Source organism: Methylobacterium durans (assembly GCF_003173715.1).
In the GTDB taxonomy this organism is placed as follows: Bacteria; Pseudomonadota; Alphaproteobacteria; order Rhizobiales; family Beijerinckiaceae; genus Methylobacterium; species Methylobacterium durans.
This window is the reverse complement of record NZ_CP029550.1, coordinates 697,727-724,098: the sequence shown is the minus strand read 5'-3', so window position 1 is coordinate 724,098 and position 26,372 is coordinate 697,727. Positions and strand designations below refer to the sequence as shown.

General features: G+C 66.7%; 21 protein-coding genes and 1 pseudogene. 5 read left to right on the top strand and 17 right to left on the bottom strand.

Going from position 1 to position 26,372, the window contains the following annotated elements; genetic code table 11:
- Positions 1 to 48 precede the first annotated feature (48 nt).
- The 3 genes from DK389_RS03340 to DK389_RS03330 form a co-directional block, all read right to left on the bottom strand.
- Positions 49 to 1,785: a bifunctional protein-serine/threonine kinase/phosphatase gene (locus DK389_RS03340; protein ID WP_109887432.1), complete on the bottom strand. Its 1,737-nt coding sequence runs from the start codon at positions 1,783 to 1,785 to the stop codon at positions 49 to 51.
- A gap of 63 nt (positions 1,786 to 1,848) precedes the next feature.
- Complete coding sequence (locus DK389_RS03335) at positions 1,849 to 2,685, bottom strand: formate/nitrite transporter family protein (RefSeq protein ID WP_109887431.1); 837 nt, start codon at positions 2,683 to 2,685, stop codon at positions 1,849 to 1,851.
- A gap of 275 nt (positions 2,686 to 2,960) precedes the next feature.
- A complete protein-coding gene (locus DK389_RS03330) occupies positions 2,961 to 4,826 on the bottom strand; it encodes a chloride channel protein (RefSeq protein WP_109895970.1) in 1,866 nt (621 codons plus the stop codon).
- Positions 4,827 to 4,902: 76 nt separating this feature from the next.
- Between DK389_RS03330 and DK389_RS03325 the strand changes: the two genes are divergently transcribed.
- Positions 4,903 to 5,328: a MarR family winged helix-turn-helix transcriptional regulator gene (locus DK389_RS03325; protein WP_109887430.1), complete on the top strand. Its 426-nt coding sequence runs from the start codon at positions 4,903 to 4,905 to the stop codon at positions 5,326 to 5,328.
- A gap of 12 nt (positions 5,329 to 5,340) precedes the next feature.
- On the opposite strand, the gene DK389_RS03320 is transcribed toward DK389_RS03325, so the two are convergent.
- The 4 genes from DK389_RS03320 to DK389_RS03305 form a co-directional block, all read right to left on the bottom strand.
- Positions 5,341 to 5,619, bottom strand: a complete 279-nt coding sequence (locus tag DK389_RS03320; RefSeq protein WP_109887429.1) for a hypothetical protein — start codon at positions 5,617 to 5,619, stop codon at positions 5,341 to 5,343.
- Between the two features lie 198 nt (positions 5,620 to 5,817).
- A complete protein-coding gene (locus DK389_RS03315) occupies positions 5,818 to 7,815 on the bottom strand; it encodes a sensor histidine kinase (RefSeq protein WP_109887428.1) in 1,998 nt (665 codons plus the stop codon).
- A complete protein-coding gene (locus DK389_RS03310) occupies positions 7,808 to 9,178 on the bottom strand; it encodes a sigma-54-dependent transcriptional regulator (RefSeq protein WP_109887427.1) in 1,371 nt (456 codons plus the stop codon). The genes DK389_RS03315 and DK389_RS03310 overlap by 8 nt, the downstream gene beginning before the upstream one ends.
- Before the next feature lie 121 nt (positions 9,179 to 9,299).
- Positions 9,300 to 10,937 carry an OFA family MFS transporter gene (locus DK389_RS03305; RefSeq protein WP_109887426.1) on the bottom strand — a complete coding sequence of 546 codons (1,638 nt, stop codon included), beginning with the start codon at positions 10,935 to 10,937 and terminating at the stop codon, positions 9,300 to 9,302.
- A 733-nt stretch (positions 10,938 to 11,670) separates the two neighbouring features.
- Here DK389_RS03305 and DK389_RS03300 point away from each other — a divergent pair.
- Positions 11,671 to 11,919 carry a hypothetical protein gene (locus DK389_RS03300; protein WP_109887425.1) on the top strand — a complete coding sequence of 83 codons (249 nt, stop codon included), beginning with the start codon at positions 11,671 to 11,673 and terminating at the stop codon, positions 11,917 to 11,919.
- 232 nt (positions 11,920 to 12,151) lie between these two features.
- Here the strand turns inward: DK389_RS03300 and DK389_RS03295 are convergent, their stop codons facing one another.
- A complete protein-coding gene (locus tag DK389_RS03295) occupies positions 12,152 to 13,033 on the bottom strand; it encodes an aldo/keto reductase family oxidoreductase (RefSeq protein ID WP_109887424.1) in 882 nt (293 codons plus the stop codon).
- A gap of 93 nt (positions 13,034 to 13,126) precedes the next feature.
- On the opposite strand from DK389_RS03295, the gene DK389_RS03290 reads away from it, so the two are divergent.
- A complete protein-coding gene (locus DK389_RS03290) occupies positions 13,127 to 14,035 on the top strand; it encodes a LysR family transcriptional regulator (RefSeq protein WP_109887423.1) in 909 nt (302 codons plus the stop codon).
- A gap of 164 nt (positions 14,036 to 14,199) precedes the next feature.
- Here DK389_RS03290 and DK389_RS03285 read toward each other — a convergent pair whose 3' ends face one another.
- The 8 genes from DK389_RS03285 to DK389_RS03255 form a co-directional block, all read right to left on the bottom strand.
- A complete protein-coding gene (locus DK389_RS03285) occupies positions 14,200 to 14,952 on the bottom strand; it encodes a sulfite exporter TauE/SafE family protein (protein ID WP_109887422.1) in 753 nt (250 codons plus the stop codon).
- A 198-nt stretch (positions 14,953 to 15,150) separates the two neighbouring features.
- A complete protein-coding gene (locus tag DK389_RS03280; protein ID WP_109887421.1) occupies positions 15,151 to 15,366 on the bottom strand; it encodes a hypothetical protein in 216 nt (71 codons plus the stop codon).
- 412 nt (positions 15,367 to 15,778) lie between these two features.
- Complete coding sequence (locus tag DK389_RS03275) at positions 15,779 to 19,372, bottom strand: VCBS domain-containing protein (RefSeq protein ID WP_109887420.1); 3,594 nt, start codon at positions 19,370 to 19,372, stop codon at positions 15,779 to 15,781.
- 279 nt (positions 19,373 to 19,651) lie between these two features.
- Positions 19,652 to 19,819, bottom strand: coding sequence for a hypothetical protein (locus DK389_RS31965; protein ID WP_162560471.1), 168 nt, complete (start codon positions 19,817 to 19,819; stop codon positions 19,652 to 19,654).
- A gap of 118 nt (positions 19,820 to 19,937) precedes the next feature.
- Positions 19,938 to 20,840: a S1C family serine protease gene (locus tag DK389_RS03270; RefSeq protein ID WP_236960569.1), complete on the bottom strand. Its 903-nt coding sequence runs from the start codon at positions 20,838 to 20,840 to the stop codon at positions 19,938 to 19,940.
- Between the two features lie 9 nt (positions 20,841 to 20,849).
- Positions 20,850 to 21,227, bottom strand: a complete 378-nt coding sequence (locus tag DK389_RS03265) for a response regulator transcription factor (protein ID WP_236960567.1) — start codon at positions 21,225 to 21,227, stop codon at positions 20,850 to 20,852.
- On the bottom strand, positions 21,224 to 22,105 hold the full coding sequence (locus DK389_RS03260; protein WP_109887418.1) for a S1C family serine protease: 882 nt from the start codon (positions 22,103 to 22,105) through the stop codon (positions 21,224 to 21,226). Before DK389_RS03260 ends, DK389_RS03265 begins: the two co-directional genes overlap by 4 nt.
- Before the next feature lie 90 nt (positions 22,106 to 22,195).
- Positions 22,196 to 22,936 (bottom strand): 3-oxoacyl-ACP reductase family protein, encoded by a 741-nt coding sequence (locus DK389_RS03255; protein WP_109895966.1) that lies wholly within the window; start codon positions 22,934 to 22,936, stop codon positions 22,196 to 22,198.
- A 211-nt stretch (positions 22,937 to 23,147) separates the two neighbouring features.
- On the opposite strand from DK389_RS03255, the gene DK389_RS03250 reads away from it, so the two are divergent.
- Complete coding sequence (locus tag DK389_RS03250) at positions 23,148 to 23,561, top strand: VOC family protein (protein WP_109887417.1); 414 nt, start codon at positions 23,148 to 23,150, stop codon at positions 23,559 to 23,561.
- Between the two features lie 181 nt (positions 23,562 to 23,742).
- Here the strand turns inward: DK389_RS03250 and DK389_RS03245 are convergent.
- Positions 23,743 to 24,389, bottom strand: a pseudogene (locus DK389_RS03245) (transposase).
- A 644-nt stretch (positions 24,390 to 25,033) separates the two neighbouring features.
- Here DK389_RS03245 and DK389_RS03240 point away from each other — a divergent pair.
- Positions 25,034 to 26,094, top strand: a protein-coding gene (locus DK389_RS03240; protein WP_109887384.1) for an IS630 family transposase whose coding sequence is annotated in 2 segments (ribosomal slippage) — positions 25,034 to 25,520 and positions 25,520 to 26,094 — 1,062 coding nt in all. Because the reading frame shifts where the segments join, the coding sequence is not laid out codon by codon here.
- Positions 26,095 to 26,372: the final 278 nt, after the last annotated feature.

Here is a 26,372-nt window from a genome sequence, read left to right as displayed (position 1 = left end):
AGGGCACCGTCCAGAACGGCGACCGGATCCGCGCGATCACCTGATCGTTCAGGCCGCGCGCGTCACCAGAAGATAGAGCACGGCCAAGCCGAGCATCAGCGAGACGAGCTTCCAGAACAGGACCGGATTGCGCTTCAGAAGCGCGCCTCGCCGCACACCCGGCAGCGACGGATTCGCGTGGCGCAGATCCTCCACGAAGGCGGAGAGAGCGTCGTAGCGCAGTGCCGGGTTGGGATGCACCGCCTTGCGCAGGGCCGCGTCGACGTAGAGCGGCAGGCCTGGGCGCGCGGCAGCGACGGAGACGTAGTGCATTCGGCGTCGGCGCGCCTCGCTGAAGGCTCGCGCGGCTTCCGCGCCGTAGGGCAGGCGCCCGGTCAGCATCTGGTAGGCGATGACGCCTACCGAGAAGATGTCCGAGACCGGCGTCGCCGGGTGGCCCGCCAGGCATTCCGGCGCGGTGTACTGGAGGGTGCCGAGCAACGGCTCGTCGGCCACGCTCTCCTCCGCGATGCCGGCCACGCGCGTCGAGCCGAAATCGATGATGCGCACGGTCCCGGCAGCGTCGATCAGGATGTTCTGCGGGCGCAGATCCTGATGCACCATCTCGCGCCGGTGGAAGGCCCTCACGCCGCGGGCGATCTGCTCGACGAGGCGGCGCACCTCCTCGATCGCAGGCTCCGGATTGTCACGCAGCCACTGCGCCAGCGTCTGGCCCTCGACGTAGTCCAGCACGGTGTAGAGATGGCTGCGCCGCCGCGTCTGCGGCGGAGCCTTCAGTACGTGCGGGCTGTCGATGCGCCGCGCGATCCATTCCTCCATCATCAGCCGGCGCAGGGCCGCGGGATCCGCCTGCAACTCCGTCGATGGCACCTTGAGCGCAACCGTGCTTCCGGTGTCCTCGTCGCGGGCGAGATAGACGTGGCTGCGGTGGCTCGCGTGCAGGACGCGCAAGACGCGATAGCCGTCGAAGAGCGCCGGTGGTTCGAGCAGGGGCGCCGGGGGCAGTTCCTCGATCCGGCCCGCGAGCTCCGCCGCCTCTCCGTCCGGGACATTGTCGATGCGCACGATCTGGACAGTCAGGTTGTCGGCGCTGCCATTCTCGTAGGCACGCCTGACGATCTCGCGGGCGGCCTGGCCGAGATCGTCGCCGTGCCGGGCGATCTCCCCGACGATGGATTCCGCGCGCACATGCTCGTGCACGCCGTCCGTCGTGAGGACGAGGACGTCGCCGCGCTCGACAGCGACCGCGATGTGGTCGATCTCCACATGGGCCGCGGCCCCGAGCGCCCGTCCGAGATACGATTCGGTGGCGGATAGGGAGACGCGGTGATCCTCGGTGAGCGCTTCGAGCGAGCGCCCGACCACGCGCGCGACGCGGGCATCGCCCACGTGGAAGATGTGGGCCGTCCGCGACTTCAGGACGAGCGCGCTGAACGTCGTGACGTAGCCTCTGTCGCGGCCACCGTCGGGATCCTGGAGGTCGCGGTTGCGCCGGGTCTCGGCATGGAGCCAGGAATTGGTCGCGGCGATGACGCGGCGCGCCGACGTCTTCACCGACCACGTGTCCGGCGTGTCGTAATAGTCGGTGAGGAAGCTCTTGACCGCCGTCTCGCTGGCGACGTGGCTGACGGCGCTGCTGCCGATGCCGTCGGCGATGGCGATCACGGCGCCCTTCAGCGCGAGCGCGGGACGCTCGGGGATGAGGGCACCGTGAAAGTCCTGGTTGGCCTCCTTGCGGCCGCGCTCGCTGTGCTGGCCGAGGGAGAGCGTCAGGTCTGATGGCATGAGCGGGCCCCGGCTGGACGGGACCCGGCCTTGCGGCGCGAGGCCCGTCCGGTCAAGCCGGGTTTAGGCCGCGAGACGGCGCTCGGACCGAAGCGCGGTCCGCTTCGGCGCGGTGCGGACGTGGGTCGTGTAGAGGGTCAGGCCGGTGAAGGCGAGGCCGCCGACGAGGTTGCCGAGCACGGTCGGAACCTCGTTCCAGAAGAAGTAATCCGCGATCGAGAACTGACCACCCATGAGCAGGCCGAAGGGGAACAGGAACATGTTCACCACCGAGTGCTCGAAGGTCATGTAGAAGAACACCATGATCGGCATCCACATGGCGATCACCTTGCCGCTCACGGTGGTCGAGATCATCGCACCGACGACGCCGGTGGAGACCATCCAGTTGCACAGCATGCCGCGCATGAAGATCGTGAACCAGCCGCCGACGCCGTGCGCGGCGTAGCCGACCGTCCGACGCTCGCCGATATGGGCGATGTACTCGCCGACCTTATCGGCTGGTGCCGTGAAGCCGAAGGTGAACACGAAGCCCATCATGAAGGCGACCGTGAGCGCGCCCAGGAAATTGCCAACGAAGACGAGGCCCCAGTTGCGGAGCACGCCGCTCCACGTGACGCCCGGCCGACCGTCGAGGAGGGCGAGGGGAGCCAGCACGAACACACCGGTGAGCAGGTCGAAGCCCAGCAGGTAGAGCATGCAGAAGCCGACCGGAAAGAGGGCCGCGCCGAGGATCGGGATGCCGGTCTGCTGATTGATGCTCACGGCGAAGACCGCGGCCAGGGCCAGGATCGCGCCGGCCATGTAGGCCCGAATCACGGTGTCTCGGGTCGACATGAAGATTTTGGACTCACCGGCGTCGACCATCTTGGTGGCGAATTCTGCAGGCGCGAGATAGGCCATGTATCGTCCTTGTCGGTTCGAAGTTCCTGCAAAGCTGACCGGCGTGGACGGGACTGATCCCGGCATCCGGCCGCGCTCCTTTGCGCGGCTTGCAGCAGGCGTGCTGAGCGGGACGCTCGCGCGACGCCTGTCGGCAGCGGGCAAGGCAAGATCCGGGCCTCTCGAATATCGGTGACTTCAGCTGTCTTGCTGACGGCGCGCCGCCGACCCTCGCAGCGGGCACGGCCTGCCCGCCGCCGCAAACTTCATCAGGCGCCGCGGCCGCGCTGGACGGCCTATCGGCCGGGCGCGTCGGCCGACAGGATGCGCCGTCGCGCCTGATATCTCCGCCGAGCCCTGCGGATGCGGCGATGCACGAAATAGGCGTCGCGCTGCCGCTCGGATCGGACGAATGTCGCCCGCACCTGAAGCAGATCCCGGCGGGTGACCAGGCCCACCAGGGCGCCGGTCATCGGGTCGGCGACGGGGACACGGCCCTGGCCGGCGGCCAACATGATATCGAGCACGCGTGCCACGACATCGTCGGGATGCGCCACGGCCAGCGACGCGTCGGAGATCCGCTCCTCCAGGCATTCCGCCGCATGCCCACCCTCGGCCTTCCAGCGCAGCGCGTCGCCGCGCGTGACGATTCCGATGGGTCGGCGCTGGCGATCGACGACGGGGTAGGCATGATGCCGGCCCGCCTCGATGGCGGTCACGGCCTCCTCAATCGACAAGCTTGCATCGAGCACGTCGACCTCCCGGACCATCACCTCCGAGACGCGGGTCAGTTCGTAGGGGTCGATGCCGTACTCGCGCGTGATGTGCTGCCCGCGGCGCGCGATCTTCTCGGTCAGGATCGAGCGCTTCATCAGGAGCACCGTCACGGCGTAGGCAGCGACTGTCGCGGCGAGCAGAGGCGCGAGGGCGTGAACATCGCCCGTCAGTTCCACCGCGAAGAGCGCGCCGGTGAGGGGGGCCCGCATGGTGCCGCCCAGCATCGCCGCCATGCCCAGCAGGGCCCAGAAGCCTGGCGCACCCGGCAGGACGAGACCGACCAGCCATCCCATCGCTCCGCCGAGGATCAGCAACGGCGCCAAGACGCCGCCCGAGGTGCCGGATGACAGGGCGACCAGCCAGATCGCCGCCTTGACGAGGAGCAGGATCAGCACCGCCTGCGCAACGAGGTGGCCCGTGAGAAGATCGCCGATCACGTCGTAGCCGACGCCGAGCGCGCGCGGCTCGATCAGACCGCCCAGGCCAACCACCAGGCCCCCGAGAGCGGGCCACCACATCCAGTGGATCGGCAGGCGCTCGAACGCGTCCTCAAGGGTGTAGAGAAGCTTCGTCAGGAGACCCGACAGCATCCCGGCCAGAGATCCGAGCCCAACACAGGCGATGAGGCCCCACCACGGAAGCGCAGGATCATCGGCGAACGGAAACAGGGGGCCGGTGCCGAACAGCAGCGGCCGCCAGCAGAATGCCGTCACGACGGCAGCGGCGACGGGGATGAAACTCCGCGGCCGCCATTCGAACAGCAGCAATTCGACTGCCAGGAGCACTGCCGCGATCGGCGTGCCGAAAATCGCCGTCATGCCGGCCGCCGCGCCGGCGACGAGGAGCGTCTTCCGCTCGGCGGCGCTCAGATGGAAGAACTGGGCGAACAGGGACCCGATCGCACCCCCTGTCATGATGATCGGCCCTTCCGCACCGAAGGGGCCACCGGTGCCGATCGAGATGGCAGACGAGATCGGCTTCAGCACGGCGACCTTGGCCGACATCCGGCTGCCGCCGATGAGGATCGCCTCGATGGCCTCCGGGATGCCGTGACCGCGGATCTTCTCCGAGCCGAAACGCGCCATCACGCCGATGACGAGGCCGCCCAGCGCCGGGATCGCGACCATCCAAGGCGTCCGCGCCGCGTCGGCGAGCGAGGTCGGAGCCGCATCCAGGCGGCCAAACCAGACAACGTTCGTGACGAGGGCGATCAGTTCGATGAGGAGCCACGCCGCCAAAGCGCCGCCCGTTCCGATCACGAGCGACATCGCGATGAGGATCAGAACACGCCGATCGGTCGTGAAGTCGCCGAGGGCGCGCTTGCGGACACCGCCGAGCACTGCGTCCCGGCTGTTATCGACATGGCTCGAACGGACTCGCTGCATCACCATCCCTACTTGCGCGGGCGCTTATATGTATCGCACTACGATATAGTCCAGCGCGAAAGGTGATGGGGTCAGGATGACGGCGAGACAGAGCGCGCGGCAAAGATTGTCGCGCCAGCAGTATGCGGCAATCGCGGCCTTCCGCTTCCAACTCAGGCGCTTCCTCGTCTTCAGCGAGGCCGCCGCGTTGGCGGCAGGCATTCCGCCCCAGCAACATCAGGCCCTCCTCTCGATCGCAGGGCATCTGGCGCCGGAGGCCCCCACGGTGGGGATGCTGGCCGAGCAGCTCCTGATCGCCCCGCACACGGCCGCCGAGCTGGTCTCGCGCATGGTCGACGCAGGGCTGCTGACGAAGACTCGCGGCGCGCAGGACCGTCGGCGCATGGAACTCGCTCTCACGCCGAAAGCGGAAGCCCTCCTGGGCGCCCTGACGGCGGCGCACCTGGAAGAGTTGCGGACGCTGAAGCTTGACCTGATCGGTCTTCCGGGACGGCCCGAATGAGGGGGCCTGTCCTCATCGCTCGCACTGATCGACGTAGCTGATGCTGAGCGGGACGCGGATGATCTGCCCGCCCGAGGCTTCGCAGGTCGCTCTGAACGTCTCCTCCGCCCTGCTCATCGCCCAGGCGACAGGGAAGGACGAGATCAGCAAGAGGATGACGAAGGCGGTGAGTGGACCGGCAGCCCGGCCACCCGGCTTCTCGAGCATCGGGCCCTCGGGCGGCCGCTCCGATCCCGGCGGCAGCGCCGCCAGGAAGGCCGCGGTGAAGCCCAGCCAGTCGAGCACGTGCATGGTTTGCTCCTCGCAGGAGGTGCGGGCATCGGCGCGTCCGCATGCCGCCTGCGAGCGCCGCGTCCTTCACTATAGCAAGCTGCAGCAACTCCACCCACGCATGTGTGGCGCAGCTCGACCCCCGAGGCCCCCTTCGGCACGCGGGTCGGTCGTCTCCTGTGATCGGTTCCCGCGCGATGTAGGGGAGCGGGCGCACCTTCATTCGCTCGATCGTTGGCCGGATGGCAGCCAGATCGTGAAGGCCGATCCGTGGCCGACCGCGCTGTCGACGCTGATCGTGCCGCTGTAGCGCGCGATCAGCGTGTAGCTGATTGAGAGGCCCAGTCCCGTGCCGCCGTGGGTGCGGGTGGTGAAGAAGGGGTCGAAGATCTTCCGCAGCTGGTCAGGCGGGATGCCGACGCCCGTATCGGCCACCGTGATCACTACTCCCTCGGCCTCCGAGCGATCCTCGTCCGCAGTCCCGAGGCGGAGTACTCCGCCCTCGGGCATGGCGTGGATAGCGTTCACCAAGAGATTGATCACGACCTGCTGCAGTTCCGTCCGGCTGACCTCGACCGTGCGGGTTGCCGTGTCGGAGCGAGCGAGGGTGATGTCGGCACGGTCGAGGAGATGGCGGACGAGCACCAGACAATCGGCGACGACGTCGGCCGGCGTCACCGCGTCGATGTATCCGGCAAATTCCTCCGGACGCGCAAATTGCAGCAGCCGGGTGACGATCATGTTCACTCGGTGAACCTGCTGATCGATCAGATCGAACTCGACCTTGACCTCATTCGCCGCCGGTCCCAGCGCCTCGCGTGCAACTTCGAGGTTGCCCTGAATCACGGCGATCGGATTGTTGATTTCATGGGCGACACCGGCCGTGATCTCGCCGATCGATGCGAGCTTCTCGGACATGACGAGCTGTCGCCGGGTGTCTTCGAGCTGGCGCGTGCGCTCCTCGACCCGCGCGTCGAGTTCGCGGGCAAAGGCGCGCAGCTCCGTGTCCCGCGCCTCCAGGCGGTCGAGCAGCTCGTCGAAGCGGCGCGCGACGAGCCCGATCTCGTCGTCGCAGGAGACGGTTCCGGTGCGCGCGCCGAGATCGCCGGCATCGACGGCAGCGATGGTCCGGTTCATGCGCTCGAGCGGCTGGAAAATCGCGCGGGCGAGCCTGAGCAGGAAAGGCACCGTCACGGCGGCCGCAACCGCGAAGGTGGCCAGGACCGCCGCTACCATAGCCCAGCGTGCTAGGCGGAACGGCTGTTCGAGGAAGCCGACGTAGAGCATGCCGACTCGGCGGCCGGTGCTGTCCGCGATCGGCTCGTAGGCCGAGAGGTATCGGTCGTTCACCACGAAGGCGCTGTCGAGCCAGGTGCGGCCCTCGCCGAGCACGGCGTCGCGCACCTCGCGCGAGACCCGTGTGCCGAGCGCGCGTCGATCCCCGAACAGGCGCACATTCGTCGCGACGCGGACGTCGTCGAGGAACAGCGTCGCCGTGCCCTGGCTGCCGGCCGGCAGGTCGGCATGGGCGTAGATCAGGTCGTTGATCGTGTCGACGAACCCGAGATTGCCGTTGAGGAGCGATCCGCCGACCAGCGCGCCGACGCGGCCATCGGCCAGCGCCGCAGGGCCGGCCGAGTGGATGATGAGGCCCCGCGGCTCGACCGTGCGGTCGGTCTCGGCAGCGGCCGGCGTCGGCACGAGATCGAGCCGCGCACGCGCTGCCATGCCGGGCGAGAGCGACGCCATCGCGCCTTCGTCGAACACGTCGATCGCCGTTTCCGACCGACCCTTGAGTGCCGCGCCGATGATCCGCCATTCAGCCGTGAGCGAAGGCTTCGCGCCGGCCGGTGCTGCGGCCAGAAGTCGACCGTCCGCGGCTGTCAGGTAGAGGAAGTCGAGGCCGAGCTCCGTCCGGCGCGCTTCGAGCAGCGCGTCGAGTCCGCCCGCACGCTCCGCCTCGGCGAACGCCGCCGACTGGCCGAGTGCCGTGATCTGCTCACCGCCGCGCTCCATGATGCGGCGCAGGTACTGGCGGGCGATGATCAGGTCATCGTGTGCCTTTGAGACGAGCAAAGCGTCGAACTGCGCGAGCCACCAGAACAGGGCGAAGCCGAGGACGATGGGGAGCACCGCCACCATCGGCAGCAGGGCGATGGCGAGGAGTCGCGCGCGGACCGAGCGCAGCCGCCAGCCGCCTGACGGTCGCTCAGACATTCCATTCCGCGCATTTGCGGTCGAGCGTCTTGCGCGACACGCCGAGGCGGCGAGCGGCTTCCGCCCGATTTCCGTCCGATGCGGACAGAACGCGCAGGATGTGACGCTTCTCGACCTCGGCGAGGTCATCCGTCCTCGCCTCCGCCGGCGCGTTGAGGCCGGGCTCGTCGAAAGCGCCGAGGATCAGCGCGCGCTCGATCCGGTTCCGAAGCTCGCGGGCATTGCCCGGCCAGGAATAGGCTTCGAAACGCTGCAGCACGCTCGGCCTGATCGGCAGCGGCGGCAGGCCGAGCTGCAAGGAGATCTGCTCCATGAACATCCGCGCGAGCGGCTCGACGTCCTCGACCCGTTCTCGCAGCGGCGGCAGATGGATGCGAAAGACGTCGAGCCGGTAGTAGAGGTCGGCGCGGAACCGCCCGGCGGCGACCGCCTCGGCGAGGTCGGCATTGGTGGCCGCGATCAGGCGGACGTCGATCGGGATCTCACGGTCCGAGCCGACCGGGCGAATCCTGCGCTCCTCGATGACCCGCAGGAGCTTCGCCTGCAGCGCGAGCGGAAGCTCGGCGACCTCGTCGAGGAAGAGCGTGCCGCCCTGGGCATAGAAGAACAGCCCTTCGCGGGAGGACGCTGCGCCCGTGAAGGCGCCCTTCACATGACCGAACAGCTCGCTCTCGATGATCTCGGCGGCGATCGCTCCGCAATTCACCGGCACGAAGGGTCTGTCGGCGACGGAGGATTGCTCGTGGAGCGCCCGCGCCGTGACCTCCTTCGCCGTGCCGGATTCACCGGTGATCAGCACGGTGCTGGGTGTCGCGGCGGCCCGGGCGACCAACGCGCGGATCCGGACCATCTGCTGAGACGTGCCGACGATGCGGCCGGTCGCCTCGGATTTCGCAGGCGTCCCGAGCTGACGGCGCAGCACGAAGTTCTCCCGCCGCAATGCCGCGCGGTCGAGGCAGCGCATGACGGCGTTGAGGATCTGCTTCGTGCGGAACGGCTTCAGGACGAAATCGGCCGCCCCCGCCCGTACCGCCTCGATCGCGGTCTCAAGATCCGCGAACGCGGTGATCAGGATGACTTCCGTGAACAGGCCGTCCCGGCGCAGCTCCGCGAGCCAGGCCAGCCCCGTGCGGCCGCCCAGGATGTTGTCGAGGATGATCAGATCGAAATGGCTCGAATCGAGCAACTGGCCGGCAGCGATCGTGTCGCCGACCGCCTCGACCCTCGCGCAACGCGGCGCCAGCGTGCGGACCAGAAAATTCCGCATCCCCGGCTCGTCGTCGACGACGAGGACATGAGCCTTGGCGAGCCAGGGGTCGGCGGGCGCCTCCGGAGCGGCTGTCGCGTCTGGGCCAGTGGACATGGAACCGCCATCGGTCCAGCGGAGAGGTCTGCCGCGAGCGGGCTCCGGCCAAGCGTGCTTAGACGATTTGCCGAATTCTGGCGATGCGCCGGCCCACCACGCGGCGGGCCGGGATCAGGCATCAGTGTAGCAGGATCGCCGCCTTCTGAAGCGTGATCAGCACGCCGGCGAGAAGCGGCAGGCCGACCGCCGCCCAGGCGACGGCGACAAGAACCGGCGCCGTCGTCGGTTCGGCGGTCGGAGTATCGGCCAGGGAGGCATGAGACTCCGGGCGCACCGCCACCTGTGCCCCCTTCACCTCCGCCATGTGATGGCGCGACGCGACGGGCCGGACCAGAAGGTTGCAGACCATGCCGAGGACCAGCAACCCGGCCAGGATGTACATGGTCTGGTTGTACGCCTGGGCGTTCGGCAGGCCCGAGGCGAGCTGATACTCGCGCAGGTAGTTCACCAAGACCGGTCCGAGGATGCCGGCCGTCGCCCAGGCGGTCAGGAGCCGGCCGTGGATCGCGCCGACCATCTTGGTGCCGAACATGTCGGCGAGATAGGCGGGCACCGTCGCGAAGCCGCCGCCATACATCGAGATGATGACGCCGATTGCGAGCACGAAGAACACGGTCGTGCTGAAGCCCGCGAGCGTCGGGACCGCGGCGTAGAGCGCGAAGCCGAGCGTGAAGAAGATTGCGAAGGTGAGCTTCCGGCCGAGCTTGTCGGACGAGGTCGCCCACAGGAATCGGCCGCCGATGTTGCAGAGACTGAGCAGTCCCGTGAATCCGGCTGCAATCGCGGCGATCTGGGCCTTCTGGGCAGCGTCGAGCGATCCGAATGGGATGTCGAGCCCGATCAGCTTGCCGCCGAACACCTCCTGCAGCATCGGAGAGGCCATGCCGATGACGCCGATGCCCGCGGACACGTTGAGGCAGAGCGCCGCCCAGATCAGCCAGAATTGCGGCGTCCGGCTCGCAACTTCGAGATCGACGTTCCGGGAGGAGACCATCGCGCTCTTGCTCGTCGCCGGCGGCGTCCAGCCACCCGGCTTCCAGTCCTCGCGGGGAACACGGTAGCCGAGCGCGCCCGCGACCATGAAGACGGCGTAGATGACGGCCATCGCCACAAAGGTCTGCCAGACCCCGACGGAGGTGGCGGTGGCGAACTGGCGCATCAGCCAGTCGGCGAGGGGCGCACCAATCATCGCGCCGCCGCCGAAGCCCATGATCGCCATGCCAGTGGCCATCCCGCGCCGATCGGGAAACCACTTGATCAGCGTCGAGACCGGCGAGATGTAGCCGAGGCCGAGTCCAATGCCGCCGATGACGCCCGAGCCGAGCCACAGCATCCATAGCTGGTGCAGGTGGACCCCGAGCGCGGAAATCAGCAGGCCGCCACACCAGCAGAACGCCGAGACCAAGCCGGCCTTGCGTGGCCCGGCGCGCTCAAGCCAGCCGCCCCAGATTGCCGCGGAGCAGCCGAGCAGCACGAAGAACAGCGTGTACATCCAGCCGAGCTGGCTGATCTTCCAGTCGCACCCCGTCGCGACCAGCGAAGCCAGGAAGCCCATGTCGGCCGGGCAGGCGATCGACTGCGTGATGCCCACGGCCCGCGAGAGCGGCAGCCAGAACACGCTGAAGCCGTAGGCCATGCCGATGCAGAGGTGGATCGCGAGGGCCGCTGGTGGCACCAGCCAGCGGTTGAAGGTCGGTGTCGCGATCGTGCGCTCGCGACTGAAGAAGCCGGGTTCGGCTGCGATGCTGGCGGACATGGCGTCTCCTGGCGCGTTTCCACAAAACGCGGTCTCCGCCGCGTTTCGGTACGTGCGTCAGCAATGTCCGAGCCAGACGTCCGATCGCCAGGATTCGTCTTTATTTTCAATGACCCGATAAATTCGCGACGTGGATCGCATGGACATTTTGTCCACCTGCCCATTCACCCGACAGAGCGGAAGTAGACAAGTTGTCCACACCCATACGTCAAGCAGGTCCGGCACTATCCGGGTGCGACATGCGCCCGTGACCTTTGGCTCGATCGTCACCGGATTTGCCGTTCGCTGAGCGGGCGCGCCCCGGGGACGGCGCGGAAGCGAGCCGGACCGCTGAGGACCGACGCGCGGGGCGGTCATTTCCTCTATCACACATCTCCGGCCCGCAGTGCCGGCGGATCTGCAGGATCACGACTGCCAATGGGGAGAGGCCGCACCGGCCATTCACTGGAACGGCTTGTTCTGGAGCGGGCGATCGGGATCGAACCGACGGCATTCAGATTGGGTGTCCGTGGCATGTCATTGATTTTTCTGGAAAGTTTTCCCGTCGATCATGCTGCCGTAGAGCGCGTGGCGACCTTCGCCCATCAGCGCGAGACGGCTCGTGTCAGCGGTGGCAAAACCGAACATCGAGCCCTCACGGCGCCGCCGTAGCCGCGGCCCCGTTGAGAGATCACGAGCGGGTTCTATCCTTCCTCACTGGCGCTCAGGCATTGCTGCACGTGAGGACAGGGCGATGGCGTTCTTTCTTGGCATCGGTGGACCTTGGATCGTCCTCATGATCCTAGACCTCTTCTGGACCAAGCAGAGCTTGGAACACTCGCCCTCTGAGCAGTTCGACGGATGGCAAGAGCGGTTGGAGCGGCTTCTGCAAAAACGAGAGGGGCGGCCGGTTCCGATCCCTGTGCGACAGCCGCTGCAGGGCGACCAAAGCGACGAGCAGCTTTCGCGATCAGAATGCTACCTCTTCCGCAAACCGGCGTAGGTGTTTCAAACCCATGCCGTCGATTTCGTCTGGCAGCCGAGACGCTTGGCCTTCTCCCGCATCGACAGTGGGTCCGCTCCGCGGGAGCCTCATCCGCTCGCTACCGACGGCGGCACTGGAAGCCGCTGCGCCGGCCCCGCCAACTGCCAAGTCTCCCACCAAACCAGCTCCTCGCCGTGGTTCGATGTCGTCGTGGACGCACGGGTCGCGGCGCAGGCTACCAGTCTGCGCCTCAGCTTTCCGCGGAAGCCGTCGCAAGCTGATCCAGCTCAGCCATTACGTCGTCCGGCAACATCAGGGCCGCTGCGGCCAAGTTCTCGCGCAGGTGCTCGACCGATGACGTGCCCGGGATCAGCAGGATGTTGGGCGCGCGGCGAAGAAGCCAGGCGAGCGCCACTTGCATCGGTGTTGCGCCAAGTCGCTCGGCGACGCGAAAGAGTGTGGTCGACTGGAGTGGCTTGAAGCCGCCGAGCGGAAAGAACGGCACGTAGGCCGTACCGGCCGCTGCGAGTTCATCGACGAGTGCCTCATCAACCCGATGAGCGAGATTGTACGCGTTCTGCACGCAGACGATGTCGGCGATGGATCGACCCTCGGCGACCTGTGAAGCCGTCACGTTGCTGAGCCCGATATGGCGCACGAGCCCCCGACGCTGGAGGTTTGCCAAGACCGCGAGCGGCTCCTCAATGAAGCCTTCGGCAGGACCATGCACGTCGAACATGATGCGCAGGTTGACGACGTCGAGGACGTCGACGCCGAGATTATGCAGGTTGTCTTCAATTGCGCGTGTAAGTTCCTCGGGCGAGAAGGCTGGGTTCCATGATGCGTCCGCCCCCCTTTTCGCACCGATCTTGGTGACGATGACGAGATCGTCCGGATAGGGATGAAGCGCCTCTTTGATGAGCTGGTTGGTGACGTGAGGCCCGTAGAAGTCGCTCGTGTCGATGTGGTTGACGCCGCTCGCGACCGCTTCGCGCAGGACGTTTATGGCGCACGTTCGGTCCTTCGGTGGACCGAACACATGCGGTCCGGCCAGCTGCATCGCGCCATAGCCCAGGCGCTTCACTGTACGATCGCCCAAGGCGTAGGTTCCGGCCCTGCTCACGTCATTCATGTATCTCTCCTGGTTGCCGCTCGTGAATCTAGACGCTGGCGCATTGCGCGATAATACGTCTCAATCGGCACAGGTTGTGCGACAGGGCGAACAATGGATGCTAATCTCGGAGACCTTGCCGCGTTCGTCGCCGTCGCGGAGGCAGGCGGCTTCCGCGACGGCGCTCGCGCCAGCGGCATGAGTGCATCCGGTCTGAGTGAGGCCGTCCGGAGGCTGGAGACGAGGCTCGGTGTCCGGCTGCTGAATCGCACCACGCGCAGCGTCGCCCCTACCGAGGCAGGCATGCGTCTCTTGGAGCGCTTGACGCCGGCCTTGAGTGAGGTCGAGGCAGCGCTCGACGTAATCAACGGCTATCGCGACCGTCCGGCCGGCACGCTCCGGCTCAACGTGCCGGTCAGCGCAGCCCGGCTGATTCTGCCCAGGATCGTTCCGCCTTTCCTGGCGGCTTACCCTGACATCCGCCTCGACGTGATCGCCGAGGACAGCTTCGTCGATGTGCTGGCTGCAGGCTGCGATGCCGGCATCCGCTACGACGAGCGGCTGGAGCAAGATATGATCGCAGTCCCGATCGGCCCGCGGGAGCAGCGCTTCGCCACGGTTGCCTCGCCGGCCTACCTCGATCGTCGCGGTCGGCCTGAGCATCCGCGCGATCTGCTCGATCACGCCTGTATCCGCGGCCGTTTCGCAAGTGGCGCGATGACGGCTTGGGAATTTGCGCGGGACGGGGATATCGTGCGCATCGATCCCAGCGGACCGCTGATCGTGCGCGTCGGCACCGCCACCGATCTTGCGGTCGACGCAGCAGTTGCGGGCGTCGGCATCATCACCCTGTTCGAAGACTGGCTCCAGCCTTACCTCGACAGCGGTGCATTGGAGCCAGTGCTGGAGCCGTGGTGGCAGCGGTTTTCTGGCCCGTTCCTGTATTATCCCGGCCGCCGTTACCTTCCAGCGCCGCTTCGGGCGTTTGTCGGTTTCATCGGGATGCAGCGTCTCCCACCCTGACTACCGTTCCGAAGGATGTCGTTTCGAAGATGCCGTCGAGACGCCAGGGTAGCTAGATGGGCGCGAGTCGGACGGCCGACGGTGGCGGGGAACCGCTCATCTACTTCGAAGCTCAATCCCTTTGTAGGCGCACATCCTGCCGGAACCGAAGGCAATCGTTTCAATCAGATCAGGGCCCGCGAGGCGAGATGAAGCCCAAGCCCCAGAAGCCCTAGGAAAAAGCAGCGCCGGAAGACCGACTCGCTGACCCGACCGCGCACCCAGCCGCCGAGCCTCATGCCGAGGAGTGCGGGCACGAGCGCCAGGACCGAAAGCCCGGCGGTGCCGACGCCCAGGACCCCTCCCATGGTCAGGGCGACGGCGAGCGCGATGGTGGACACCGTGAACGACAGCCCGAGCGCCTGGATGAGATCCTCTCGGTTGAAGCCGAGAGCTCCCAGGAACGGCGCGGCCGGGATCGAGGACACTCCGGTGGCGGCGGTCACGAGCCCTGTGGCCGCGCCGGCCAGGGGGGCCAGCCAACGCTCGGCGCCCGGTGGTACGACGAGGCGGGGGGCAGCAAGCCCGAGAACGGCGGACGCGATCAGAGCGAAGCCCAGGGCGACGATGGCCTGGCCACCGAACGAGCCGTGCAGGTAGGCGGCTGCGCCAAGGGTTCCGACCACGCTCGCTGCCAGCATCGGCCAAAGCCGGCTCACGATCGCTCCGAACCGCGGCCCGGCCGCGAGCTGCCAGACATTGGTGACGAAGGCCGGCACGACGAGGAGCGCGGCGGCCTGGCTGGGCATCATGACCAGGGTGAGCAGCCCCATGGCGACGGGTGGCAGTCCGAGCCCGACCACACCTTTGACGAAGCCGGCGAGGAAGAAGGCGAAGGCCGCAACGGCAAGCGGCAGCGGTGCGAGAGAAAAAGGCATGGAGATCGAGGTATTCGGAGTCCGGTCGGTTCAGCGCCGTGTGCACGCCGAACAAGCTGAGCACAATCTCGGAGTCTAGCTTGTCGCGGCGCCTCCGTGTCTGCTGCGCAGCTCAGGTGCGCCAACGGCGACCTGCCGAACACGCGCTTGAACAAGATCGTTAAAACGGCTGGGTTCTCATAACCGGGGCGGGCGCCGTCAGTCGTGCCTCAGCATGTCGTGGATGCGCACATCGTCCTCGACGCTGTGGGCCGCGGGCACGCACGCCGCTGCCAGGGTCACAGCCCCGGTCCCACGCGGGACAGGGTCGGCGTCGTGCGAGCGGGTCGGCAGCGCCTGGGCGGTGGCGACCAACGCGACCAGGACCGCAAGGCGGAAGGCCACGATACTCAAGAGGGTTTCGGAGACACTCATGGCGCGCTCCATCACTGCGGATGCCTGAGCCATGATGCGGAGCCTTACTCACGAAGCACAATGCGGAAGTTACAAGGGCAGCCTTCGCCTAAAACGAAGCCTGGAGGGCCGGCCTGGGTAGGCGAACACGATGCGGATTGATCTGGCCGACCGGCGCTTTTGTTTTCACCTCTCGAACGCCGAGAGCATCCTGTGCCGTCTCTGCGGCTGCCTTCGTGCGCGATGCTTCAAATGGGTCTGGAACGTCAGCGTGTCCGCTGTCCACCTCGCGGTTCGGAAGCTCGTCCCACGGCACTCCTTTCCGAGCCGTCAGGACATCGGACATGTACTCGCGAAGGGCGATGGCGAGGACAACCTCGCACATTGCAACGCTTGGCGGTGCCGGCTGAGTCGGTGAGCCGTTTCAGGCAGATCAAGCCAAGTCAGCCACGCCAGACAGACATTGGTCCACGAGGTGGTCGAGCCAGCTGGCCTTGACGAAGCCCTGCAGTGCGGCGTTCGGATTGAGGTGCATCATCGTGGCGCCAATGCTCTCATCGGCCGACAGATCGTAATCGTGGGGCGGCGCCGCCGCGAGGCCGACGACGATGGGCTCACCCTGAGCGCCGCCCGAATGGGCACAGCCAATCCCGTTTTGCGCAGCATCGACGTCCACGACCGCGTGGATATGTCCTGCCCGCGCGCCTCTGTCTGTGAAAACAAAGGTGGCATGGCCCGCTTCGCTGATCATCGGCATGATGCAGTCGCTCGCTGGAGCCGCGACGGCATGGCCGCATTCGCCAGCGGATGGCGCCTTGCCGACCGCGTCATCACTCCGTGCGAAGTGAGCTTCGACCGACCCCGTGGGGCAGCTCGTTGAACCGAAGGCGTCGTGTGCCACATGTCCGACCGCAGGTTCCTCGTGCGCTAAGGCGCTGAAGACGATCGAGCGGCTGACGGCGTCCAAAACTACCCCGCTCGGCTGCGGGTCCGTGGCGTCGCCTAAGTCGGATGCCGTGAGGGGGGCCGCGTCGTCGGAGTGAAGTGTCTCCTCAGGATTCGCGGACAGTCCGGAAGCGCCAACGGAGCGCACCCTGTGATCAGCCGTCGCAACCTCCGCCCCGTCGGTGGCCACGTTGCCATTCGCAGTTTGATGGGCCGCGTCGCTCAGCGCCATGTCGGCCGACGGCAGCACATTGGCTGCCCCCGCCGGCTTGGCGGTCGGACGCAGCAGAGCTTCATTCGAGCCGGCGACCGTGAAGGTGACGGGCTGGGTCGAGGCGGCCCCATGATCGTCCGTGACCGTGACCTCGTAGGTGACCGTCAGGGAGTCGCACGCTCCCAGAAATTCAAAGACCTCCTCGGGGGCCGAAAAGGTAAGGTCCACCGAGCCGGAGCCTGCACCGACCGAGTCCGTCAGCGTGAAGCTCAAGGCGTGGTTGAGCGCGTCGGTTAGAGCGTTCGCTTCGGCGACCGGCAAGCAGGTCAGAGGTCCTGCTGACCAAATCGCGCCTGCCGACCCCAGCTGCACCGTGTGCGTGTCTGAAAGGTCCGCGTCCGCAAAGCCCAGCATCGCGTTCACCAGATCGATTGCGGTGCAGCCGGTTCCGTCAGTGACCCTTGTTACGGTGTGGCTCCCCGCCGAATCGGCTGCCAGCACCGGCGCATCGTTCACGCCGGCGACTGCGAAGGTAACGGGCTGGCTCGAGGCGGCCCCGTGATTGTCCGTGACGGTGACGGTGTACGTCGCCGTCAACGTCTCACCCTCGGCGAGAAAGGCGGTCAGCTTGTCGGCGAGCCCGAAGCTCGCGGTCACCGAGCCGGCGCCGGTGCCGGTCGCGTCGCTCCCGGTCAGCGTCAGGGCGCGGGAAAGAGCCGAGACCGTGTCGGCGAGAACCGCGGAGCCCACCGACCACACCGCGGCGTTTAACGAGCCCGATATCGCGTGCGTATCGTTGAGATCCGCATCGGTGAAGCCGAGCGTTGCGTCGGCTCGCGTGCCGCTGCCAGCGACGCCGGTCCCGGCATGGCTTGCTGCGGTGTCGGCTGCCAGCACGGGCACGTCGTTCACGCCGGCGATCGTAAAAGTGACGGGCTGGGTCGAGGCGGCCCCGTGATTGTCCGTGACGGTGACGGTGTACGTCGCCGTCAGCGTCTCACCTGCAGACAGAAAGGCGGTCCACTTGTCGGCGAGCGAGAAGCTGGCTGTCACCGAGCCGGTGCCGGTGCCGGTCGCGTCGTTCTCGGTTAGCGTCAGGGCGCGGGACAAAGCGGAGATCAATTCAGCCGGGATCGCCGGGCCACCCGACCAAGTCGCAGGCTCTGCCGCATAAGCCACGGTGTGCGTGTCGGAGAGATCCACGTCAGTGAAGCTGAGCGTGGTTCTGGCGGCCGTCGTGCTGCTGCCGGCTGGCACGCCCGAGATCTCGGTCGCGACATGGCTCCCCGCATTGTTGGCCGCCAGCACTGGCATGTCGTTCACGCCGGTCACATCAACCGTGAGCGTCGCTGTGGCCGAGGTGCCCGCGTCGTCCTGAACTTGGAAACTGAAAGTGTCGGTCCCGTGCTGGCCCTCAGCGAGAGCCGCCGCTTGGTCAGCACGGTAAAGATAGGTTCCATCCTGATGAAGGATCAGCGTGCCATAGCGCCCCGCGAGCACGACCGTTCCATCGGCGAGCGCGACACCATCGGAGGCGGTATCGGGTCCCACACGAGCGGCCACGATCCGAAGGCCTTGCGCGCCTGCGCCGGCAGACGGGGCGAGCACACCCTGTCCCGCGTTCGCGGCAACGAGTGCGCTGTCCTGCAGGACGGCAACGTTCTGTGATGCGAGTACGAGATGCGGGGTCTCCTCGCCGGAGCCCTGCGGGTGCTCGGTATTCCTGTCCGCATGCGGGATTACGATGCCATCCGGTCGGTCGCCCCGATCCGGCGCCCTGTCAGTAGGCGCTACCTCGCGCGGATCTGATGGGGTACCGCCCGGCCGAGGTCCTTCTTGAGGGCCGGCGTCAGGCTGCAGGATGTTCGGCTCGGTACCGGATCCCGGGCCGCCCCTCGCCGGTCCCTGGGGCACTGGCAGGCGCGGCACATCGGCCAGTGTCTTGAAGATCGTTTGGACGATGCCCGCCTCGGTCTGAAGGTCGAAGGGGGTCTTTGCGAGCTGGTCGATTTTGACCTGTTGCGGACCGGTCGGCTGCACCAGGAACGCCTGCCCGGAATCCGAGACCGTAAAGAGCAGTCGGGTCGAATCGTCGCGATCGTAGACGTCGAAGCGTCCCGTATGGCCGTCGGGCTCTGTCATCAAGGAGAAGCGCGTGGCGCCATTGTCGGCGTCGATCTGTACCTGGACCGCGGTGCCCCGGATGCCCATGACCGCCACGGGCGTGCCGACCTTCATGTCTCCGGTCTTGGCGACCTGGCCGGCCACGAAGGAGATCGAGCCCTGCACGAGATTGAACAGGGTGGAGTTGGCGACCCCATCGGCCTTGTAGACCATGTCGTTCAGGATCATCCGGGCGCTGGCGGAGAGACTGAACAGGGTGCCATCGAGGAATGCGATGGCGAGCGCGGAGGCGCGATCGGTCTGGACGATGTCGCCCTTGTAGACGAGATCGCCCGCATGAGCGTCCACTGAGATGCCGTTGCGGACGATCGTGGCGCTGCCGGTGACGGTCTGAACGCGTCCGATGATGGGCGTGGCGTCCGAGACAGGGCTTTGCCCGTTCTGAGCATGCAGCTCGGTCGCGATCGAGCGGCTGAGGGCCACAATCACGTCGTCTCGCAGCGATGCACCGTTCGGCGCGACGAGCGCCGGGCGCTTCTCCACGGTGAAGTAATCGTGGATGCGGAGCCGGTGCGTCGCGTCGCTGATCACGAGATCGGCACCCACGCGCTCGTAGTGGCCTTGGAAGAGGAGTGCCGCGTTCTCGACGCGGATCGTGTCGCCGACCGCCCAAACTTCGCGCACGACCTCGATGCCGAAGCTCGGCCCGAGCGGTTGCTCGTCGAACTCGTCGATCGTCTTCACGGAGGTTGCTCCGCGCCAGTGCGGATGCGCTGAGCATCCGATGTTCGAGCGTTATGTGACGAGCAGCGTCGTGTTGATGCGCTCGGTCAAACGCAAGTAGGCGATCGCGCGTAGCCGGTGCCTTCGGCGCGACCGCCGGTCAGCACCATCATTACCATGATGCTGGTTTGCATGAGCGGGGAGGTTTCCGACCGTACGGGTGCGGAAGGTCGAGCGTCGGGTCTGCAGGTGATCGCGATTTGGAGCCGCGGAGCACGGACCTGAGCCTCGGAGATCCAGTCACAGCGTCATGCCGATATGCCGGACGGCGTGATCGATCTCGCGGTTCTCAGCGGCGTATAGGCTTTTGGCTCCGGAAACGCTGACTGAGACAATGACGAGGAGAAGCGCTGCTGCGAGACCCGCCAGGACGGCGCTATCAATGTGTAGGCGATTGATGATCTGCATGACCACCTCCCACCCCCCGGTAGGTGGGATGTGTGCACCGACTGTCGGAGCAAATCTGTGTCGCGACGCACATGGCCATTCAGTCGGATATTCCCAGCTTGACTGTATTTGGCCAACTTTAGCGGATGCGCTGTAATGGCCAAGTTTCGGCGTCAAGCAGGCGGATGAGCACGTCGGCCCCGCCTACGGCATGGCCGTACAGGCCCACGATGACGTCGCCGGCGCGCAACCCGCCGGCCGGAGCCGAGCCGCCCAGTTCAACTTCGCCGATCCGCACGGCCCAAGGCTCCGCCCCAATCGCGACCGCTAGGCTGCGTGGCAGCGGGATGGTCTGAGCCACAATACCGAGATGGGCTCGGCGCACCCGACCGTGGTGCAGAAACGCCGCGAGCACGAACCGCGCCGTGTTGCTGGGGACGGCAAAACACAGGCCCTGCGCACGCCCGACCATAGCTGTGTTGACGCCAACCACTTCGCCGGAGGGAGACACGAGCGGTCCGCCGGAACTGCCAGGGTTCACCGCCGCATCCGTCTGGATCACGTCATCGATCAGTCGGCCGTTGCGTCCGCGAAGGGAGCGGCCGAGCGCCGAGACGACTCCGGCCGTGACGGTGGACTCGAAGCCGAGCGGATTGCCGATCGCAACGACGAGGTGGCCGCGGCGCAAAGACTTCGAATCGCCGAGGGAGGCCGCCTTGGTGCCTGGTGGCAGCCCCGCCCGCAGCAGCGCCAGATCCGTATCGGGATCGTCCCCGATGACCTCAGCCTCGGCTTCGGTGCCATCCGAGAGAGTGATACGGACGCGGCGAGCCGCTGAGACGACGTGGCTGTTGGTGAGGATGAGCCCATCGCCAGCCAGGATCATGCCCGAGCCGAAGCCGCCTCGCGGGCCAACGCGGTTCTCGACCTGAATTTCGGCGGGGCCGACGCGGTCCGCAGCCTCCGCGACAACGCGCGAGTAGGCATCGAGCGGGAGCTCGGATCGGCGGCGGTCCGCAAGCTGGTCCGTCACCACCCGCACGGTCCGTTCCTAGAGATGAATGACGCCGAGCCGGGCCGCATGTGCGACCGCTCCGGTCCGCCCGTCCGCGTCGAGCTTGTCGAGCAGAGCACCGACGTGAAACTTGGCCGTGTGCACCGAGATGCAGAGCTGACGCGCGATGGCTTTGTTCGAGGCGCCTTCGGCCAGGAGCGCCAGCACCTCCAGCTCTCGCGGCGTGAGCTCAGCACCCGGGCGCGGGCCGGCCTCTGGCTCGACCGGGACCACAGAGACGTCGGCCTGTTCACCGGCGCCCGCAAGGCGCAGCCCCGGCAGATCCGCCAGCAGGGCAGCGAGGCGGTCGGCCAGCGCTGGATCCGGCACGGCGAGCGCGACGACGATCGGACGGGGCAGATCCGGTCCGGTCACGGTGAAGGTCGCTCCGCGACGGTGAGCGTTACCTGCAGATCGGCTCCGGCACGCCGCAGCGACAGCGCGACAGTCCTGCCGATGCTGTCGGACCCAAGGTCTTGCTGCACGGCCCTGAGGGTCTCGATCGACCTTCCGTTCCAGCCCGTGATGACGTCGCCCTGCAGCAAGCCGGCCGCCGCGCCCGGACCATCCGCGGCGACGCTCATGATCATCACACCGGTCCCGCCATCGGGCAACGAAATCGGGTGCAAGCCCAGACCGAGATAGCCGCGTGCGATCCGACCATCGATCCGCAGCATGGCCGCGACACGCTCGATCGTGCCGGTCGGTATGACGAGCACGCGTCGACTCGGTCCGAAGACCACCATCCCGAAGGCATGGCCGTTTGCGTCAACGACGAGACCGCCTTCGGCTTCGCGTCGCAGCGTCAGGCCGAGTTCGATCCGCGCATCGATGCTGCCGCCGCGCAGCGACCGCCAAGCTGGTCCAGACTGCGCGACCGTACCGAGCGCGGCGAGCGGCTGGCCCTGGGCGCTCCCAACGGCAACCACGAGGCCGCCGGCTGCGAGGGCGGGCGCCGACAGCGTCGCCGGCTGAAGGGCGGCCTCGACGCGCAGGAGCGCGATGTCCGTCGAGGGATCGCGTCCGACGATGGCTGCCGCCGCGGTCGAGCCGTCAGGCAGGTCGACGCTGATCTCGCCATCGTCGGCTAGCGCCTCCTCTGCGGTGACGATCAGATGGGGCTGCCATGTGAAGCCGCTCGCCCGGGAGCGGGGCGAGCGGACCGCGACGAGGCTTGGTGCAACACGGCCGACGAGATCCGAGAGTTCGGCGGAGAGGCCGACGAGAAGGGAGGGCGTGGCGGCAGCGGACATGAAGACCTCCTGGTTGAGGCTCCATGTGCGACCGGCTGAAGCTCCGTTCCACTGACCAGATGGGCAGGTCAGCTCGCGGCACCTGCGCCCTCAGGCATTCACGCCGCCATCGACCACAATGCCGGTACCGGTGATTTGCCCCGCGGCGGGACTGGCCAGGAAAGCGACCGCGGCGGCAACGTCCTCCGGCTTGCCGTAATGGCCGAGCGCAATCGTCGCGCGCTGGCCCTCCGCCTGATCGCCCGTCGCCGGGTTCATGTCGGTGTCGGTCGGCCCCGGATGAACGAGGTTCACGGTGATGCCGCGCGACCCGAGTTCGCGGGCCAGACCGCGGGTGAAGGCGAGCAGAGCGGACTTCGACATGGAGTAGACCGTCATGCCCGGAGACGCGACGCGCTCGGCCAGGCAGGAGCCGATGGATATGATTCGACCACCCTCTTTCAGATGCGGGATGGCGGCCTGCGAGGCGAGCACGACAGACCGGACGTTCACGTCGAGGATGGCGTCGATGTCGGCGAGGCTCATGTCCGCCAGCGGACCGCCCCGAGCGATGCCGGCGTTGTTGACGAGGATGTCGAGGCCGCCGAGCCCGTCGATTGCGGCCTCGATCGAGCGCTTCACGGCGGCCGCGTCGGCGCTGTCGGCCTGGATGGCGAAGCTTCGCCCGCCTTTCGTTTCGATGGCGCGCACGACCTCGGCGGCGCGCTCGGCCGAGCGCTCGTAGGTGACGGCGACATCCGCGCCCTTCTCGGTGAGTGCCAAGGCGATGGCAGCACCAATGCCGCGAGAGGCGCCCGTCACGAGGGCGCGTTTACCTGCCAATTCGCTCATCATCCTGACCTTCCTGCGGTTGGCGACCTGTCGGGAATGAAGGAAGCGCGTACGGCGATCTGCCGCTGAGCCCCACCCTCGCAAACGCGCGTCGAACGCAGATCGAGCCCCAGCTTCAAATACGCTCGGAACCAGTTCATTCTTCCCTTCTGTGGCGGCCAACAGGGCTGGTGGTCGCAATGAGCGACACGGAAGAGAAAGGATTGGCGCGGTGCGCAGCTTTTTCCACCTAGCCTACAATGTCCGCAATCTCGACGAGGCGCGTGAGTTCTATGGTGACGTCCTCGGCTGCCGCGAGGGCCGGAGTGCTTCGACGTGGGTCGATTTCGATTTTTTCGGCCATGAAATCTCGCTGCACCTGGGTGAGCCCTTCAAGGTCGAGAATACCGGTCACGTCGGCGAGCATCTGGTTCCGATGCCTCATCTGGGCGTTGCTCTGGAACTCGACGACTGGCGAGCCTTGGCCGAGCGCCTGAATGCGAAGAATCTCCAATTCGTCCTCAAGCCGATGGCGCGGTTCGAAGGTCAACCGGGGGAGCAATGGACGATGTTCTTTCTCGACCCATCCGGCAATCCGATCGAGATCAAAGGATTCCGGTCGTTCGATGGCCTGTTCGAGGCGTGAGAGCGCGTCATGACGATCGACCCGATCGGCGGCACAGCCAATCTTCACGCTGTTCTCACAAGGCTGAAACTCGGTCAGAGCACAAAGCCGAGCAGTTTACCCGCGCAAGGGCTGCTCTCCAGTTGTAATCATCTCAGCCAGTTGTAATCATCTCAGAATGTGTAACAAAATTACCATTCGATCAGACGAAGGCGATGAGGGCTGCGGCCGGTGTCGTGAAGGCGGGAGGGATATCGCGCCGCCGCTCGTAGCGGATGGCGAGGCGCTCGAATTCGGCAAACCAGACCAGCGACCGCTCTGCGATCCACCTGTGCCGGGCCAGACCCTGACTGCTCTCGATCCCGCAGCGGGCGACGCGGTGCTGGATGCGGCGGCGGGTGAGAGCCCGACGACAGCGGCGGTGATCGCGGGCCTTGTCGGCGTACAGCCAGGCAGGGTGTTCGCGCGGCCGTTCTCAGCACTGGCGGATCGGCGGGACGACATCCGCGACCGTCTCCAGCATCCGGCTGTCGTGCACGTGGTCACCCGTCAGCTTCAGAGCGAGGGGGATGCCCTTCACGGCGGTCAGGCAGCGCCTGCTGCAGGCGGCCCCACACCCCAGGTTTCCGCCAGTTGCGCAGTCTCCGCCAGCCCGTCATGCCTGAGCCGCAGCCCATCTCGCGCGGAAGCAACTCCCAGGGCGTGCCCGAGCGTGAGCCGAAACAGGAAGCCCGTCAGCATCGCACGGGCGGATGTTCGAGGGCGACCGCTCCTTGGGCTTGGCCGGTTCAGGCGGCAGCAGCGGTGCGATCTCGGCCGCAGGCCGTGGTGAGGGCGTGGTCGCGCCATCTCCTCTCGATGCGCCGCGACCGGATTTGTTAGAGGCTCTCAGACTGATCCGGGGCGAAAAGCCGCGAGCCTCGACCTTAATCAGGGGCGGCCTCCCGAAGATCCAAGCTTTCGACCGAGAACTGTCCCCCTGAAGTCGCGAACATGAATGCAGGACGCGCGCCCGATTCGGTCTGCGCTCGCATTGCCATCCAGCAATCGAGAAAATACCGGCGCCGATATCTTCCCCAGCGTCAAGGGCGCCCCCTGAGCCGGCCAGAGGAACGCTGAGGCACACGACGGGGTAGATGGCAGACACCTGGACCGCTGTCGATCCGGAAATGCGAGCGGGACCAAAGAATTTGGTGGAGCGGGCGATCGGGATCGAACCGACGACATTCAGCTTGGGAAGCTGTGGCAGGCCATTGATTTTGCTGCAAGGTGTTCCCGGCGGGCGTGCTGCAGCAGAGCGCCAGATGAAACCCTGGGACCAGTGTCGGCAGGCTCGCGTGTCGCAGTTGGTAAAACCCGTACATCGAGCCCTCAGCGCGCCACTGAAGCCGCGGCACCGTTGAGGAATAATACCGGTCGACGGTGATAGCGACTCACGAGGTTTCGTATCGGCGGCGGATCTGGTTCGATGAGGCAAACCGGGAGGGTTTGCCATGTCCGCTGCGGTTGCTCTGCGTGAGGATTTCAACGCCGACGATCTTCGACGTCTGGCCAAGGCCAGCCGAGACGCGGGCCAGAGCCGCCGGCTGCTGGCGCTGGCCGAGATCTACGAGGGCGGCAGCCGCACGGATGCGGCTCGGATCGGGGTGGTAGGGTTGCAGACGGTGCGCGATTGGGTGCTCGCCTTCAACGCAGCTGGCCCGGCCGGGCTGATCAACCGCAAGGCCCCGGGCAACCCAGCCAAGTTGAGCGATGCGCAGCGTCAAGCGCTGGCGCAGATCGTCGAGAGCGGGCCGGACCCGGATCGACACGGCGTGGTGCGCTGGCGGCTGAAGGATCTCGCCGCCTGGATCTACGCCAGCTTCGGCGTGAGCCTGGACGAGAGCACGGTGGGCCGCACGGTGAAACAACTCGGCTTCCGCAAGCTGTCGGCACGCCCGCGCCATCATGAGCAGGACCCGGCCGCACTGGCAGCCTTCAAAAAAACTTGCCAGCCGAGGTGAGGGCGATCCGAGCCCGGCTGCCGGCTGGCGCGGCCATCGAGGTGTGGTGGTCAGACGAGGCTCGGGTCGGCCAGAAGAACACGCTGCCCCGCCGCTGGGCGCGCCGCGGCAGCCGGCCCTCGGCGCCCAAGGACCAACGTACGGCCCACGCCTACATCTTCGGAGCGATCTGTCCCGAGAAGGGCAAGGGTGCCGGCCTCATCATGCCGAGATGCGATACCGCGGCGATGAACGAGCACCTCAGGGAGATCAGCTGCAGCGTCGAGGAAGGCGCCCACGCCGTGCTGATCCTCGATGGGGCGGGCTGGCACGTCGCCCACGACCTCGTCGTGCCCGCCAACATCACCCTGCTGCCGCTGCCAGCCTGCGCCCCGGAACTCAACCCGGTCGAGAATGTCTGGCAGTTCCTGCGCGACAACTGGCTCGGCGACCGCGTCTTCTCGTCCTACGAGGACATTGTCGAGCAGTGCTGTCAGGTCTGGAACCGGTTCATCGACCAGCCTTGGAAGATCATGTCCATCGGCCTGCGTGACTGGGCCTATCAGTTATGATCACCACCGATTGGTATAAGGGGCGGGTTCTATCCTTCGCCACTGACGCTCGGGCATTCTGCTGCACGTGAGGGCAGGGCGATGGCGTTCTTTCTCGGCATCGGCGGACCGTGAATCGTTCTCATAATCCTGGACCTTTTCTGGACCAAGCAGGGCCTGGAGCTCTCGCACTCTGAGCGGTCCCGTGGCTGGCAGGAGCGCCTCGAGCGCCTGCTACAGAAGCGAGAGGGGAGGCCGGTTCCGATCCCGGTGCGAGAGCCGCTGCCGCGGAGCGAGCA

What these genes read in the sequence shown, in the direction of transcription:
- DK389_RS03335 (WP_109887431.1), bottom strand. Translation starts at nt 2,685, where the DNA reads ATGGCCTATCTCGCGCCTGCAGAATTCGCCACCAAGATGGTCGACGCC.
- DK389_RS03255 (WP_109895966.1), bottom strand. Translation starts at nt 22,936, where the DNA reads ATGAGCGAATTGGCAGGTAAACGCGCCCTCGTGACGGGCGCCTCTCGC.
- DK389_RS03285 (WP_109887422.1), bottom strand. Translation starts at nt 14,952, where the DNA reads ATGCCTTTTTCTCTCGCACCGCTGCCGCTTGCCGTTGCGGCCTTCGCC.
- DK389_RS03330 (WP_109895970.1), bottom strand. Translation starts at nt 4,826, where the DNA reads ATGCAGCGAGTCCGTTCGAGCCATGTCGATAACAGCCGGGACGCAGTG.
- DK389_RS03325 (WP_109887430.1), top strand. Translation starts at nt 4,903, where the DNA reads ATGACGGCGAGACAGAGCGCGCGGCAAAGATTGTCGCGCCAGCAGTAT.
- DK389_RS03280 (WP_109887421.1), bottom strand. Translation starts at nt 15,366, where the DNA reads ATGAGTGTCTCCGAAACCCTCTTGAGTATCGTGGCCTTCCGCCTTGCG.
- DK389_RS03340 (WP_109887432.1), bottom strand. Translation starts at nt 1,785, where the DNA reads ATGCCATCAGACCTGACGCTCTCCCTCGGCCAGCACAGCGAGCGCGGC.
- DK389_RS31965 (WP_162560471.1), bottom strand. Translation starts at nt 19,819, where the DNA reads ATGCAGATCATCAATCGCCTACACATTGATAGCGCCGTCCTGGCGGGT.
- DK389_RS03305 (WP_109887426.1), bottom strand. Translation starts at nt 10,937, where the DNA reads ATGTCCGCCAGCATCGCAGCCGAACCCGGCTTCTTCAGTCGCGAGCGC.
- DK389_RS03295 (WP_109887424.1), bottom strand. Translation starts at nt 13,033, where the DNA reads ATGAATGACGTGAGCAGGGCCGGAACCTACGCCTTGGGCGATCGTACA.
- DK389_RS03310 (WP_109887427.1), bottom strand. Translation starts at nt 9,178, where the DNA reads ATGTCCACTGGCCCAGACGCGACAGCCGCTCCGGAGGCGCCCGCCGAC.
- DK389_RS03290 (WP_109887423.1), top strand. Translation starts at nt 13,127, where the DNA reads ATGGATGCTAATCTCGGAGACCTTGCCGCGTTCGTCGCCGTCGCGGAG.
- DK389_RS03300 (WP_109887425.1), top strand. Translation starts at nt 11,671, where the DNA reads ATGGCGTTCTTTCTTGGCATCGGTGGACCTTGGATCGTCCTCATGATC.
- DK389_RS03320 (WP_109887429.1), bottom strand. Translation starts at nt 5,619, where the DNA reads ATGCACGTGCTCGACTGGCTGGGCTTCACCGCGGCCTTCCTGGCGGCG.
- DK389_RS03315 (WP_109887428.1), bottom strand. Translation starts at nt 7,815, where the DNA reads ATGTCTGAGCGACCGTCAGGCGGCTGGCGGCTGCGCTCGGTCCGCGCG.
- DK389_RS03260 (WP_109887418.1), bottom strand. Translation starts at nt 22,105, where the DNA reads ATGTCCGCTGCCGCCACGCCCTCCCTTCTCGTCGGCCTCTCCGCCGAA.